We start from the raw sequence: 11472 nt of genomic DNA on the forward strand, positions 1-11472 counted from the left end.
GGGTCGCGATCAGGAACCACAGCAAGCTCGACGCCGTTTTCCCAGACAGAGAGCGGCGCCAGCCGCAGAGGAGGCGACACACATGTCGAGGAACGCGAAGATCGCCGCAGGAGGTGTGGCGGCCGGGCTCATCATGCTGATCTGGCTGCCCTGGTGGGCCGCACTCCTGATCGTGCTGGGAGTTCCCGCGGCGGCCTATCTGACACTCGATCCGGGCCAGCGGCGCAGGCTGCGTCGCGTCACGCGCAAGGAGATCGGCCACTGAGTCGAGAAGGCCCGCCCTGCCGCTGAGTCGGCCGGGTGACCGGCCACGGACGGAGCTCACGGCGAGCCGTCGACTGGGCTCAGGAGGGACGGACCGCCATCTTGTCGAGGGCCTCCAAGAGCGCGGGAAGCTCGGGCCCCCGGCCCACCGGCAGCACTTCGCCGGGCTCATCGTCCAGGAGTACGAACGCGATGTCGTCGGTCCTGGCGACCATGGACCAGCCGGGACCGTCGGCACGCAGAGTACGGACGTCCCCAGACGCAAAGGCCGACCGTACGCGGCCCAGGGGCGGGGGAGTCTCCAGGTACGCACGGGCTTCGGCGAGGACACGCCGGACGCCGGTCAGCGGTGCCTCCTCGGACTGTGCCGGGGAGGTGTCCCGGGAGCCGTCCGCCGTGAAGTCGGCGTCGTCGATCTGATCCCGCCAGGCCGCCCACCGCAGTGCTATCTCATCGGCGCCGAGCCTCCGTTGAGCCGGCCCCCAGATGTCCGACTGCGGCGGGGTGAGCGGCTGCCGGTCGCTGTCCTCGTGGTCCGGCTCCGGGTCGTGCGGAGCCGGCACGCCGGGGGCCGCGACAGCGAGCGCGACGGGCCAGCCGGGCAGCGCGGCGACGACCGTGCGCGCGTCGGGGGAGAGGTCGTACTCCATGCCGCAGTCCCAGGAGGCGATCGCCACCGCCACGAGTGACACGTCGTCGACGACGACCGTCCAGCGCGCGCCTTCGCTGTCCTGGCCGAGCACCAGCCCGTACCCGGCGGCGAGCGGCGCGAGGCCGAGCGCCGCACACGCCTCCGGATAGTCGTCGCCCAGCACACTGGGGAACTTCGCGGGCGTCAGGAGGACAGCCGTCAGCACATAGAGCGCGTCGTCATCGAGGGCGACAGCGTCGTCCGTCCCGGCCATGTCAGCCTCCCATCGCTTCATCCGTCGGCGCACCCTAACCAGTCGCCTGAGAGATCGTCGAGGGGTGGTTGACCAAGGGGCCGCCCCGTCTCGGCTTCCACGGGCGGCCGACGGCTCAAGCGGCGGGCAGGCCCATGAGCGTACGAGCCACGTCACGAGGCGACTCGTCGCGTTCCCGCGCGAGGGCAATGACAGCCCGGCACGCCAGCTCATTGACACCGAAGGAGAGAGCCTCCGGAGAGACCCACCCCCTGGCTTCGTCCATCGCCTCCTGATCGTCCTCGGCGCAGGCAGCCACATAGACGGCGGCCGCTTCGAAGAGGTTGTGCGTGCGCTTGTGCTTGTCGACGTCCTGTGCGCGCTCGTCCGCGTCCCGCTTGTCGGCGCGCCAGAACTTGCGGAGCCTGTCAAACATGTGAGCAACCTTCCCCCGGTATGGCTTCCGCCGCTGTTCACTCATCTACTGCTCACCAACGTAGAGTTAGTACTTCGGTCATAGAAGGGGACTACGCGGTGAAGCGTTTCGAGCGGCTCGAGCAGATCAGGCGCCTCGACCCGGAGAGGGACTTCCTCGAGATCTACCGGCTCGCCGCGGCGTTCGAATTCCCTTGGGACTATACGCGCGCGCTCGAACTCGCCCTTTACCGCACCTATGCCGTGCCCAGTATCGGACGACTGCTCGCCGACACCGCCGAACTGACGGACCGTGCGCAGAAGAGGTACGACGACACGGCTCTGCTCCTCGACACCGTCGTGGAGCACGGATTCGGCAGCGACGAGGGCCGTACAGCCATCCGTCGCATCAACCAGATGCACCGCAGTTACGACATCGGCAACGACGACATGCGCTACGTGCTGTGCACGTTCGTGGTCATGCCCAAGCGGTGGATCGACGCCTACGGCTGGCGCAGGCTCTCGCGCCACGAGACGGTCGCCGCTGCCGTGTACTACCGCACCCTCGGGCAGCACATGGGCATCAAGGAGATCCCCGGCTCCTACGAAGAGTTCGAAAGCTGCCTCGACGACTACGAAGAGGCCAACTTCGGCTGGGACCAGGGCGCGCGCGAGGTGTCCGACGCGACGCTCGACCTGATGGCGTCCTGGTATCCGCGCCCCCTGGCGCCCATGTTGCGCTCCGCGACCCTCGCCCTGCTCGACGAGCCCTTGCTGCGCGCGTTCCGCTACGAACAACCAGGTGCGCTCGCCCGCTCCCTGGTCCGGGGCGCGGTGCGACTGCGGGGGCGCGCCGTACGCCTGATGCCGCCGCGGAGCACGCCGCATCACGCGCGGCAGAACCGGGAGATCAAGGGATACCCCGACGGGTACGAGATCGCCGAACTCGGCTCTTTCCCGGTGCCCGGCGTCCGAGGATGCCCGGTGCCGCACAAGGACAGGTCAGCGACTGCTCCCACCGAGTGACGCCAAGGTGTCGCGCAGCCAGACGAGTTCTGCTTGGCTCGTCGCGCGAGCGATCGTGAGGATGCCGCGCCGGAAGGGGTCGTCGAGTTCCTCCGCGCGCAGTGGCCGTTCGCCGTCGTAGAAGAAGCTCGCGGGCTCCTCCAGAAAGGCCAGCCGCCTGCGCAGCACCGCTGCCTGGGCCGCCTCGTCGTCCAGGTGGCGCAGGAACGCGAGAAGCGTGAACCAGCGGTTCTCGTCGGTGATGTCCCCCCGTGCCGGTTCCGCGAGGCGCTTGCGCAGCTCCTGCCTGCCGTCCGGTGTGAGGGTGAGGACATGGCGCGGCGCCGCGACGGCCCCTGGCTGCGTCTCACGGGCGAGCAGTCCCGCCTTCTCCAGCCGCTTGATGGCGGGGTACAGCGTGCTTTCCGCGACAGGTCGTACATGCCCGGTCAGTGCGGTGATGCGCTTGCGCAGCTCATAGCCGTGCAGGGCGGCATCGTAGAGGAAACCAAGGATGGCCAGTTCGAGCATGGGCCGCATTCTGCCGCATTCGTTGTCGCTCTCAGTGGTACATCTGAGACGCTATACATCGGGCACGATGTATCGTCTTCAGTGGTGGATCGCAGCGGGCGGGCGCTGGGCATGACGACGACAGGGACGGGGTACGGCCATGCGTGAGGCACGGTTCGACGCGCGGGGAAGCCGCGTGCGGTGGACAGAGGTCGACGGGGCCGAGCCGACGAGGGTGTATGTGCACGGTCTCGGCTCGGCCTCGACCGTGTATCACGCCCACATCGCCGCCAGGCCGGAACTTGTCGGCCGTCGCTCGTTGTTCGTGGATCTCCCCGGGCACGGCATCAGCGACCGGCCCGCCGACTTCGGCTACACGCTTGAGAACCACGCGGACGCACTGGTCGCGGTCCTCACCAAGGCCCAGGTCACCGACGCGGAGATCATCGCGCACAGCATGGGCGGATCCGTCGCCATCGTGCTCGCGCACCGACGTCCCGATCTGGTGTCGCGGCTGGTCCTCACAGAGGCCAACCTCGACCCGAACCCACCTGAGACGGCGGGCAGCAGCGGCATCGCCACATACGAGGAGGAGGACTTCGTCGGTGGCGGCGGCTACGCGCGCGTGCTGGAGAAAGTGGGGCCCACGTGGGGGGCCACCATGCGGCTCACCGATCCCCGGGCCTTGCATCGAAGCGCGGTCGGACTCATGGCCGGGACACGGCCCACGATGCGCCGGATGCTGATGGAGCTGACCGTGGACCGCGTCTACTTGCAGGGCGCGTCGAGCGGTGAACTCCCGGGGCAGGACGCCTTGAAGGCCTCCGGAGTTCGGGTGGTGACCGTGCCGGACGCGGGGCACAACGTCATGTTCGACAACGCCGACGCGTTCGCCACCGCGGTCGCGGGCCGCCCCTGACCGGCATCTGAGGGCCGGCCTCGCTCAGCCCTCGCGTACGGCCAGGGCCAGGAAGCGGGCATCCTCGTCCACGTACGACGTCATGCGCCAGCCGGAACCGGCGAGGAGAGGGCCGAGATTGCCCTCCGCCCGCAGATCACCCGGTGTGATCTGCCGCCCCTGCCGGGCCGCGAGCGCCGCCCGGCCGATGGGGTGGAAGAGGGCCAACAGCCCGCCGGGACGCACCACCCGCCTCAACTCCCGCAAGTTGTCAGCCGGGTCCGGCAGATGCGCGATCAGACCGGCACCGAAGACGGCATCCAGTGACTCGGCGGGCAGCGGCAACCGTGCCACATCGGCGAGCAGGAGCTGCCCGTCACGGTCCCTGCCCGCGCACCTCGCGGCCTCCAGCATGGCGGGCGTCAGATCGGCGCCGATTACTACTCCCGAGGGCCCCACGGCCTCTCTGAGGGCCGGGAGGGCGCGCCCCGTGCCGCAGCCCGCGTCGAGGACGCGGGAGCCCGCGCGGAGTCCTAGCTCTGCGACGGCGGCCTGATAGGCGGGCCCGTCGTCGGGGAATCGGGCGTCCCAGTCGGCCGCGCGAGCCGTGAAGAAGTCCTGGACCTGTGTGTGGTCGTCGCTCATGCGACCCATGATCCCGCAAAGAAACGCAGCACGTTGGGCGCACTCGTTCGAGCGTGACGCGATCGTTCAGGGCCCTCCCTCTGTCATATTCCATCAGCTTTCGAAATACGCCCCTGCTGTGCGCCGCTGGCCGGACTGGTGTCCCTGGGCCATGGGACACCTGGACCACGCCGCTGGGCCTGCACAGGGACGTCCGGTACGACGCGGTGCTCGTCGGACTCTCCTCGCCGCCGGTCTCGGGCCCTACCTCTTCCTGACCTCGGCATTTGTCGCGCTGTTCCCCACCGCGGGCGAGCGCGAGGCCTCCGCGTCCGCCCAGCGACCGGTGGAGAGCGCTGCGCACCCCAGGTCCCGCCGACGGCACCGCACCGTCGCCCCGGCACGTGGCCGCCGTGCCCACGCCGGGCCACCCGCCGACGAACGCCCCGAAGAGGAGCAGCAGTTCACCGAACCGCTCACGGACGAGGCACCCACGCGCGTGGGGCGGTGGCGGATACGGCCCGGCACCGTACGCGCCAAGATCGTGTGCTTGCATATGGTGCCGGTCATCTCCTTGCTCGCGCTCTGGGGGTACGCGACGGTCAGCACGGCACAGGACGTGGCCCGTCTGCGTGACTTGCAGCATGTGCATGCCGAGGTGCGTGTCCCTGTCGAGGCGGCTCTCGCCTCGCTCCAGACCGAACGCGTCGCCGCCGCGCGCTACGCGACCGAACCTGGCGCCGACCGTGGTGAGGCATTGGAAGAGCGGGCGGTGCGAACTGACCGCGCGTGGTGGAACTACGCCTCGGCGACGACCGGACCGTCGTCGATGGTGCGGGCCTGCCGGAACACGTGGCGGACCGGCTCGACGCGTTCGTGACCGCAGCCGAGGAACTGCCCTCCTTCCGGAGCGACGTGCTGAACCGCAGCACCGGCTGGGACGCGACGTACGGCCAATACACGAAGAGGATCTCGCAGGCCTTCGGAGCGGGCGGTGCGCTCACCGGTATGCAGGACGCGGTATGCAGGACGCCGGGCCGGGATCCCACGCGCGCGTGCTGCTCGAAATTCTCCAGGGCGGGCGAAATGCTGGCCCGCGAGAACACCGCCCTCGCCGGCGCACGCCTGACCGGCGCTCTGGACGGTGAGCGGCTCCGGCTGTTCACCGGAGCCGTCGATACCCGCCGCACACTGACAGAAGCGGCGGTCGCGGACCTGCGCGGGCCCGAACGAGCCGCCTGGCGCAGCCTTGAGGAGTGAAGCGCGTACGGCGGCGTACAGGCGGCGGAAGACAAGGCGCTGGCCGCCGAGCCCGTCCGCAAGGCCATGGCCGCGGCCCCCGGGCGGGCCTGGGACAGGGCTTACGCGGCCGTGCGGAAAGAGCTCCAGGCGATCCAGGACCAAGCGGCCGGTGGCGCGATGGACCGGGCCAACCCGTTCACCCACAGTGTGCTCACCCCTGCAGGGCCGCCGTTCTTATTGGCCTCGCCGCCGCCCTGGTCGGCGCGGTCAGCGAGATCCGCCCCCTGCGCACCGAGAACTGCTCAGCGAAGCAGGCCAGTCGGTGGACGACACCGAGGGCATCGACCGGAAGACCACGACGACCGTTGCCATGAACTTCGGCCGCATCACCATCCGGTCGGGCCTGCCGCTGTATGTCTTCGGTACCCCTGGACAGGACCGCTTCTGGTCCCTGTGGGACGAGCTGTCCCAGGGCGCCCTCGGTGCCGTCGTCCTCGCGGACACGCGTCGCCTAGAGGACTGTTTCCCCGCCGTGCACTACTTCGAGCACCGCCGCATCCCGTCCGTCGTGGCCGTCAACTGCTTCGCCCACGCGCGTACGTACGGCGCGCAGGACGTCTCACGTGCCTGGGACCTCGACCACAGCACTCCGGTGGTGCTGTGCGACGCGCGGGACCGGGACTCAGGGAAGGAGGTGCTGATACGACTGGTCGAGTACGCCGGGCGGATGCATACCGCCTGGCTGCTCGACTCGGTGGGCTGAACCCTCAGTCGGAGACTGCGGAGTACGCGAGCACCTTGTCGACCCGCACGCGCACCAAGAGTTCACCGGGTACGCCGTTACGCTTGCCGAACTCCTCGGCCCGGTCTTCGCCCATGTAACGTGCGCCGAGCCGGGCGGCCCAGTGCCGAACCTGGTCGATGTCCTCGATCAACTCGGCGCGGCCCTGCAGGACGACGAAGGCGAACGGGGGCTGATCGTCGTCGACGCACAGGGCAACGCGCCCATCGCGTGCCAGATTTCTCCCCTTCACTGTCTCCTTCCCGGTGTTGAACACCAGGTCGTCCCCGTCGAGCAGGAACCAGATCGGTGCGATGTGCGGGCTGCCGTCCGCCCTGACGGTCGAGAGCTTGCCGGTTCGTGTGCCGTGCGAGACGAAAGCCCGCCATTGATCATCGGTCATCTTCTGTGCCATGTCCCCATCATGCTTGCCGGGGCGCCGGTCGTGGGGAAGGCTGGCAGGTCAGATCCTCCAGCCAGGGGGAGCGGACGCGGGGAGACGGGACCATGGGGCAGAGCACGGGGCTGGGCTGGCTGCTGGATGACCTGACGCAGCGGATGGAGCATGTACGGCATGCGCTGGTGCTGTCCAACGACGGACTGGTGACGGGGGCGAGTTCAGCCCTGAAGCGCGAGGACGCGGAGCATCTGGCCGCGGTCTCCTCGGGACTTCACAGCCTGGCCAAGGGCTCGGGGCGTCACTTCCACGCAGGCAATGTGCGCCAGACAATGATCGAGTTCGACGACGCTGTCCTCTTCGTCACCGCTGCGGGTGACGGCAGTTGCCTCTGCGTCCTCAGCTCCGCGGAGGCCGACATGGGTCAAGTCGCCTACGAGATGACGCTGCTCGTGAACCGCGTCGGAGAGCACTTGGGCGTGGGAGCCCGGCAGCCGGAACGCACGCCCGTCGTGGACCTCTGACCAGCGCTGACGCTGCCACGACAAGAGTTATCCACAGGCCCAGCGAGGATCGCGGTGGTCGGGCTACGGTTTTTCCCGAGAGCAATCACGTCTCACGGGGGAGAACCACCATGACAAGTGACACCGTCACGCAGACGGCGACCGCAGCGACCGCAGCGACCGCAGCGACCGCAGCGACCGCAGCGACCGCAGCGACCGCGACGGCCGCGACGGCCGCGACGGCCGTCCGGCCATCGCTCACGCCGAGCGGCGCCGCGAGGGAACTGGGCCTGAAGCGTGGCGAGTTCGATCTCGCGGTGATGTTGGGACGCATCCGGGTCGTCGGGGACGGGGCGGGCGGTCAGCGCCGCGTCACCCGCGAGGAGATCGATCGTGTGCGCGGAAGCGAAGGGTTCCCCGAGTCGCTGCGAGAGAGCATCAGAGCCGTGGGCACCACCGAGGGCGCGGCGCTCATGGACATCAGCTCGGCCCGCTTCACCCGCCTCGCCCGCGTCGGCGCGCTGACGCCGGTAAAATTTTACCTGAACCGGTACAGGGTCATCGTCTGGCTCTATCTCGCCGCAGAACTACAGCAGTTCGCCCAGACCGAGTCGAACGCAAGCCTCCTCCTCACCAGGCGCATGCCCGGGGCACTGCTCGCACGGCTCGAAGAGGGCCAAGACCTGAGGGCGCGCAACTGGCGAGGGCGGCACGCGGACTCCCTGCTGCGGCAGTCCGAGGATCCGTGGGAACGCGCCGCCGCCATGGCCTCCCTCCTGGACCCGGTGCAGATCGCGGAGATCATCAGAGATCCGTACGAACGTGCCTACCTCAACCGGCTCAAGCCCGTGCCGCGCACCCACGGAGCACCGGACTCTCCCGTGGCGCGGATCGTCGAGAGGATCACGACCGCGGACGATCCCGACGAGATTCGCTGGTTGCGCTCCAGCCTGCTGATCGGCCTCGTTCAGGCCCGCGCTCAGCGCCCGGCGCCTCGTCCAGCGCCACGGTCCGTGCCTGAACCCGCAACGCACGCCGAGGAACCGGAGCCGCCGAGGGACGTCGCGATCGACACTTCCGTACAAGAATCGTGGGGACTGCTGAAGTGGCTGCGCCGCAGGCGGGCGTAGACCGGCGGCGCCACCTCTGCCCACATCGCGGCATTACATCGTCGCGTCGAGGTCCTTGGCGTACTCCTCGATGGCAGGCCGGTAGCCTGCGATCCCCGGATCCTTGCTCGTGGCGACAAGCAGTGTCAGGAGCATTTCCATCGCGTCGTGTGCTCGGCCGGTGTTGTACAGCGCCATGGCCAGGAACGTCTTGAGCGCACCGTCGTCGGGGAACTCGGTCGCCGCGCCGCCGAGTGTGGCGACGGCTTCCTCATAGCGTCCAAGGACGCGGTAGGTACTGCCCAGACCCAGAAGGGCTCCGCGGCGGTCGTCGTCGGAAAGGCCCGTTCCAGCGAGGGCGCGCTTGTAGTAGGGGACAGCCTCGGCCTCCAGGCCAAGCGAGTCGTGGACCCAAGCAGTCTGGTACGCCACTTCCGTGTCCTGAGGAAACCGCGAGGAAAGGGCGACGAGCCGCTCTCGGGCCTCCTCGCTTCGGCCTGCCTCGCGCAGGCCCACGGCCTCGGCAAGCAACCGATTCCTGTCGTCCATCACATTCCCGTTCAACTGCTCGTTCCCCCTCGTTGCCTTGCTCATCGAGCTGTCTGCCTTGCCCATTCCGTAATTCGCCTTGAACGGAGGCACAGATGCCTGACCTGCCCCACCCCAAGCCTGCCCAGACGTCGTTAAGCGGCCAATTCCTCCTCGAGCCACGTGCGGCCGCGAGTGCGCGCGGTGAGTCGCACGCCGCCCAGGCGCGCGGCGAGACGCTCGGCCTCAGCCCGCACCGCGCTCCGCGCGTCCGCTCCGACGTCCTCGAGGAACCTGCACACGATCTCACCTTGGCCGTCCTGGGCCCAGCCGCCCACGATCCGGCCGTTCCACCACAGGGACGGGCCGATGTTGCCGTTCTTGTCGAACAGGCGGGGACCGTGGTCGCCGAGGAACCAGCCACGGTTCTGCCAACCCATCGGAGTCGAGTCCAGCGCCGGCAGCAGAGCAGCCCACGGCTCCGGCCGGGAGGTCTCCACCACGTCGTCGGGGAGCAGCAGGCCGGGCATCCCGTCCAAGTCCACCTCGACCGGGCACAGTTCGGCCAATGCCCGCTTCGTCTGGGTCTTGGTCCATCCTGCCCACCAGCGCAGGTCGTCCGCCGTGGCCGGACCGAACGTCCGCAGCCAGCGCCGGGCGAGCTCGGTCTCGGCCTCCTGGGTGGCCCAGTGGGTGAGCCCGCCGGGAATCCAGTCCGTCAGCGGGGCCCAGCGGTACTGGTGCGAGGTCCAGGTGCCGCGCGGGCGTCCGCGTACGACATGGCCCTCGGCGGCGAGGAGCAGGAGGAGCCTGCTGGCCAGCTTCTGTCGGCCCTCGTAGCTCTTGCCGCGCGCCATCACCAACTCCGTGCCGAGGCGCGGGTCGTCGCTCGCCAACTCGGCCGCGGTCGCCTCGCCGCGCTCCTTGAGCGCCCGCAGCGCCACCTCCTCGGTCGCCGCCAGCCACGCCGCGACCCCGGTCGCGTCGGCAGCGACACCGGATTCCGCCAGCATCGTCAGGAGGAGGCGCCGCTCCCGGGCGGCGACGGTTCGCGAGCACGCGGCCTGCAGGACAGGAGCGACATCGAGGGACGCCACGAAGACCGTGCGGCGCATCCCCATGAACCGGATCAGCGACCGGTCCTCGTACAGTGCCCGTTCCACGTCCGCCACGCGGCCGTCGCGCATACGGGCCCAGGCGCCCACGTACACCGACGACGGATCGGTGCCGTGCAGCGCCAGCAGAGACCGTGCGACCTCGACCGGATCGTCGGACCTGGTGTCGGCCGTCAGCCGGTGGCGCAGCGCCAGCCGCGCCCGTCTCTCGGCCACGTCGATCCGTCGCACCATGCCTCCCATATGGGTCCCATGTCGCTCACGCGCCTGCTGTCGGGCTGTCCATGTGACGTTCCCCGTACGGGCGGAACAGCCCTTCCTGAACGACCGACACCAGGAGCCGGCCCTCGATGTCGTAGATGCGGCCCCGGGCGAGGCCGCGACCCCCCGTCGCGATGGGGGACTCCTGGTCGTACAGGAACCAGTCGTCCGCGCGGAAGGGACGATGGAACCACATGGCGTGGTCGAGCGACGCCATGTCGAAGCCGCGCGGCCCCCAGAGCGGCTCGATCGGGATGCGCACGGCGTCCAGGAGCGTCATGTCGCTCGCGTAGGTGAGCGCGCAGGTGTGCACGAGCGGGTCGTCGCCCAGCGGGCCGACGGCGCGCATCCACACCGCGCTGCGCGGCTCGGAGTCCTTGATCTCCTCGGCGGTCCAGCGCAGCCGGTCCACATAGCGGATGTCGAAGGGCTGGCGCCGGGCCATGCGCTCCAGCTGCTCGGGGAGCGCGCCGAGGTGCTCCGTGATCTCCTCGGCGACCGTCGGGAGCGACTCCGGGTCGGGAGCCGCGATGCGCGGCGGCAGCTGGTGTTCGAAGGCGCCCTGTTCGGGCTGATGGAAGGAGGCGGTGAGGTTGAAGATCGTGCGGCCCTGCTGGACAGCGGTGACCCGGCGAGTGGTGAAGGAGCGACCGTCCCTGACTCGCTCCACCTGGTACACGATGGGCACGCCCGGCCGGCCCGGGCGCAGGAAGTACGCGTGCAGCGAGTGCACCGGGCGGTCGCCCTCGGTGGTGCGGCCCGCTGCCACCAGGGCCTGCCCGGCGACCTGCCCGCCGAACACCCGCTGCAGGGACTCCTGCGGGCTGCGGCCCCGGAAGATGTTGACCTCGATCTGCTCCAGGTTCAGCAGGTCGACCAGCCGGTCGGCGGGATTGTTCATGACAGTTCCTCGACTCCTGTCCGGGACACGCGGTTC

The 11472-nt window shown here is 69.5% G+C and carries 14 protein-coding genes and 2 pseudogenes; 8 read left to right on the forward strand and 8 right to left on the reverse strand.

Annotated elements, in window-relative coordinates:
- Positions 1 to 82: 82 nt before the first annotated feature.
- Positions 83 to 265: a hypothetical protein gene (locus ACWDVB_RS28125; RefSeq protein WP_451516110.1), complete on the forward strand. Its 183-nt coding sequence runs from the start codon at positions 83 to 85 to the stop codon at positions 263 to 265.
- Positions 266 to 344: 79 nt separating this feature from the next.
- Here ACWDVB_RS28125 and ACWDVB_RS28130 read toward each other — a convergent pair whose 3' ends face one another.
- Together ACWDVB_RS28130 and ACWDVB_RS28135 are read right to left on the reverse strand one after the other, a co-directional pair.
- Positions 345 to 1169: a hypothetical protein gene (locus tag ACWDVB_RS28130; protein ID WP_451516109.1), complete on the reverse strand. Its 825-nt coding sequence runs from the start codon at positions 1167 to 1169 to the stop codon at positions 345 to 347.
- A 115-nt stretch (positions 1170 to 1284) separates the two neighbouring features.
- Positions 1285 to 1584 (reverse strand): hypothetical protein, encoded by a 300-nt coding sequence (locus tag ACWDVB_RS28135; RefSeq protein WP_451516108.1) that lies wholly within the window; start codon positions 1582 to 1584, stop codon positions 1285 to 1287.
- Between the two features lie 98 nt (positions 1585 to 1682).
- Here ACWDVB_RS28135 and ACWDVB_RS28140 point away from each other — a divergent pair, with 98 nt between their 5' ends.
- Positions 1683 to 2588 (forward strand): oxygenase MpaB family protein, encoded by a 906-nt coding sequence (locus ACWDVB_RS28140; RefSeq protein WP_451516107.1) that lies wholly within the window; start codon positions 1683 to 1685, stop codon positions 2586 to 2588.
- On the opposite strand, the gene ACWDVB_RS28145 is transcribed toward ACWDVB_RS28140, so the two are convergent.
- On the reverse strand, positions 2565 to 3098 hold the full coding sequence (locus ACWDVB_RS28145; protein ID WP_451516106.1) for a PadR family transcriptional regulator: 534 nt from the start codon (positions 3096 to 3098) through the stop codon (positions 2565 to 2567). The two genes, ACWDVB_RS28140 and ACWDVB_RS28145, sit on opposite strands and share 24 nt — an antisense overlap.
- A gap of 139 nt (positions 3099 to 3237) precedes the next feature.
- Here ACWDVB_RS28145 and ACWDVB_RS28150 point away from each other — a divergent pair, with 139 nt between their 5' ends.
- Positions 3238 to 3996 (forward strand): alpha/beta fold hydrolase, encoded by a 759-nt coding sequence (locus ACWDVB_RS28150; protein WP_451516105.1) that lies wholly within the window; start codon positions 3238 to 3240, stop codon positions 3994 to 3996.
- A gap of 24 nt (positions 3997 to 4020) precedes the next feature.
- On the opposite strand, the gene ACWDVB_RS28155 is transcribed toward ACWDVB_RS28150, so the two are convergent.
- Positions 4021 to 4620 (reverse strand): class I SAM-dependent methyltransferase, encoded by a 600-nt coding sequence (locus tag ACWDVB_RS28155; RefSeq protein ID WP_451516104.1) that lies wholly within the window; start codon positions 4618 to 4620, stop codon positions 4021 to 4023.
- Between the two features lie 223 nt (positions 4621 to 4843).
- Between ACWDVB_RS28155 and ACWDVB_RS28160 the strand changes: the two are divergent.
- The 3 genes and pseudogenes from ACWDVB_RS28160 to ACWDVB_RS28170 all read left to right on the forward strand — a co-directional run.
- A pseudogene (locus ACWDVB_RS28160) lies at positions 4844 to 4960 on the forward strand (MHYT domain-containing protein); the annotation flags it as partial.
- 515 nt (positions 4961 to 5475) lie between these two features.
- The gene (locus ACWDVB_RS28165; protein ID WP_451612000.1) at positions 5476 to 5859 is read left to right on the forward strand and encodes a nitrate- and nitrite sensing domain-containing protein; all 384 of its coding nucleotides are present in this window, start codon (positions 5476 to 5478) and stop codon (positions 5857 to 5859) included.
- A gap of 218 nt (positions 5860 to 6077) precedes the next feature.
- A pseudogene (locus tag ACWDVB_RS28170) lies at positions 6078 to 6604 on the forward strand (GTP-binding protein).
- A gap of 4 nt (positions 6605 to 6608) precedes the next feature.
- Here ACWDVB_RS28170 and ACWDVB_RS28175 read toward each other — a convergent pair.
- A complete protein-coding gene (locus ACWDVB_RS28175; protein WP_451516102.1) occupies positions 6609 to 7037 on the reverse strand; it encodes a PPOX class F420-dependent oxidoreductase in 429 nt (142 codons plus the stop codon).
- A 92-nt stretch (positions 7038 to 7129) separates the two neighbouring features.
- Between ACWDVB_RS28175 and ACWDVB_RS28180 the strand changes: the two genes are divergently transcribed.
- Together ACWDVB_RS28180 and ACWDVB_RS28185 are read left to right on the forward strand one after the other, a co-directional pair.
- Positions 7130 to 7543 (forward strand): roadblock/LC7 domain-containing protein, encoded by a 414-nt coding sequence (locus ACWDVB_RS28180; protein ID WP_451516101.1) that lies wholly within the window; start codon positions 7130 to 7132, stop codon positions 7541 to 7543.
- Between the two features lie 110 nt (positions 7544 to 7653).
- Positions 7654 to 8652: a DUF6397 family protein gene (locus ACWDVB_RS28185; RefSeq protein ID WP_451516100.1), complete on the forward strand. Its 999-nt coding sequence runs from the start codon at positions 7654 to 7656 to the stop codon at positions 8650 to 8652.
- A 33-nt stretch (positions 8653 to 8685) separates the two neighbouring features.
- Here ACWDVB_RS28185 and ACWDVB_RS28190 read toward each other — a convergent pair whose 3' ends face one another.
- The 3 genes from ACWDVB_RS28190 to ACWDVB_RS28200 form a co-directional block, all read right to left on the reverse strand.
- On the reverse strand, positions 8686 to 9180 hold the full coding sequence (locus ACWDVB_RS28190) for a tetratricopeptide repeat protein (protein ID WP_451516161.1): 495 nt from the start codon (positions 9178 to 9180) through the stop codon (positions 8686 to 8688).
- A gap of 134 nt (positions 9181 to 9314) precedes the next feature.
- Entirely contained in the window at positions 9315 to 10508 is a 1194-nt protein-coding gene (locus ACWDVB_RS28195; RefSeq protein ID WP_451516099.1) for a winged helix DNA-binding domain-containing protein, read from the reverse strand.
- A 25-nt stretch (positions 10509 to 10533) separates the two neighbouring features.
- Positions 10534 to 11436 carry an acyl-CoA thioesterase gene (locus ACWDVB_RS28200; protein WP_451516098.1) on the reverse strand — a complete coding sequence of 301 codons (903 nt, stop codon included), beginning with the start codon at positions 11434 to 11436 and terminating at the stop codon, positions 10534 to 10536.
- Positions 11437 to 11472 lie beyond the last annotated feature (36 nt).

The sequence above is a fragment of the Streptomyces sp. NPDC003379 genome (genome assembly GCF_053589195.1).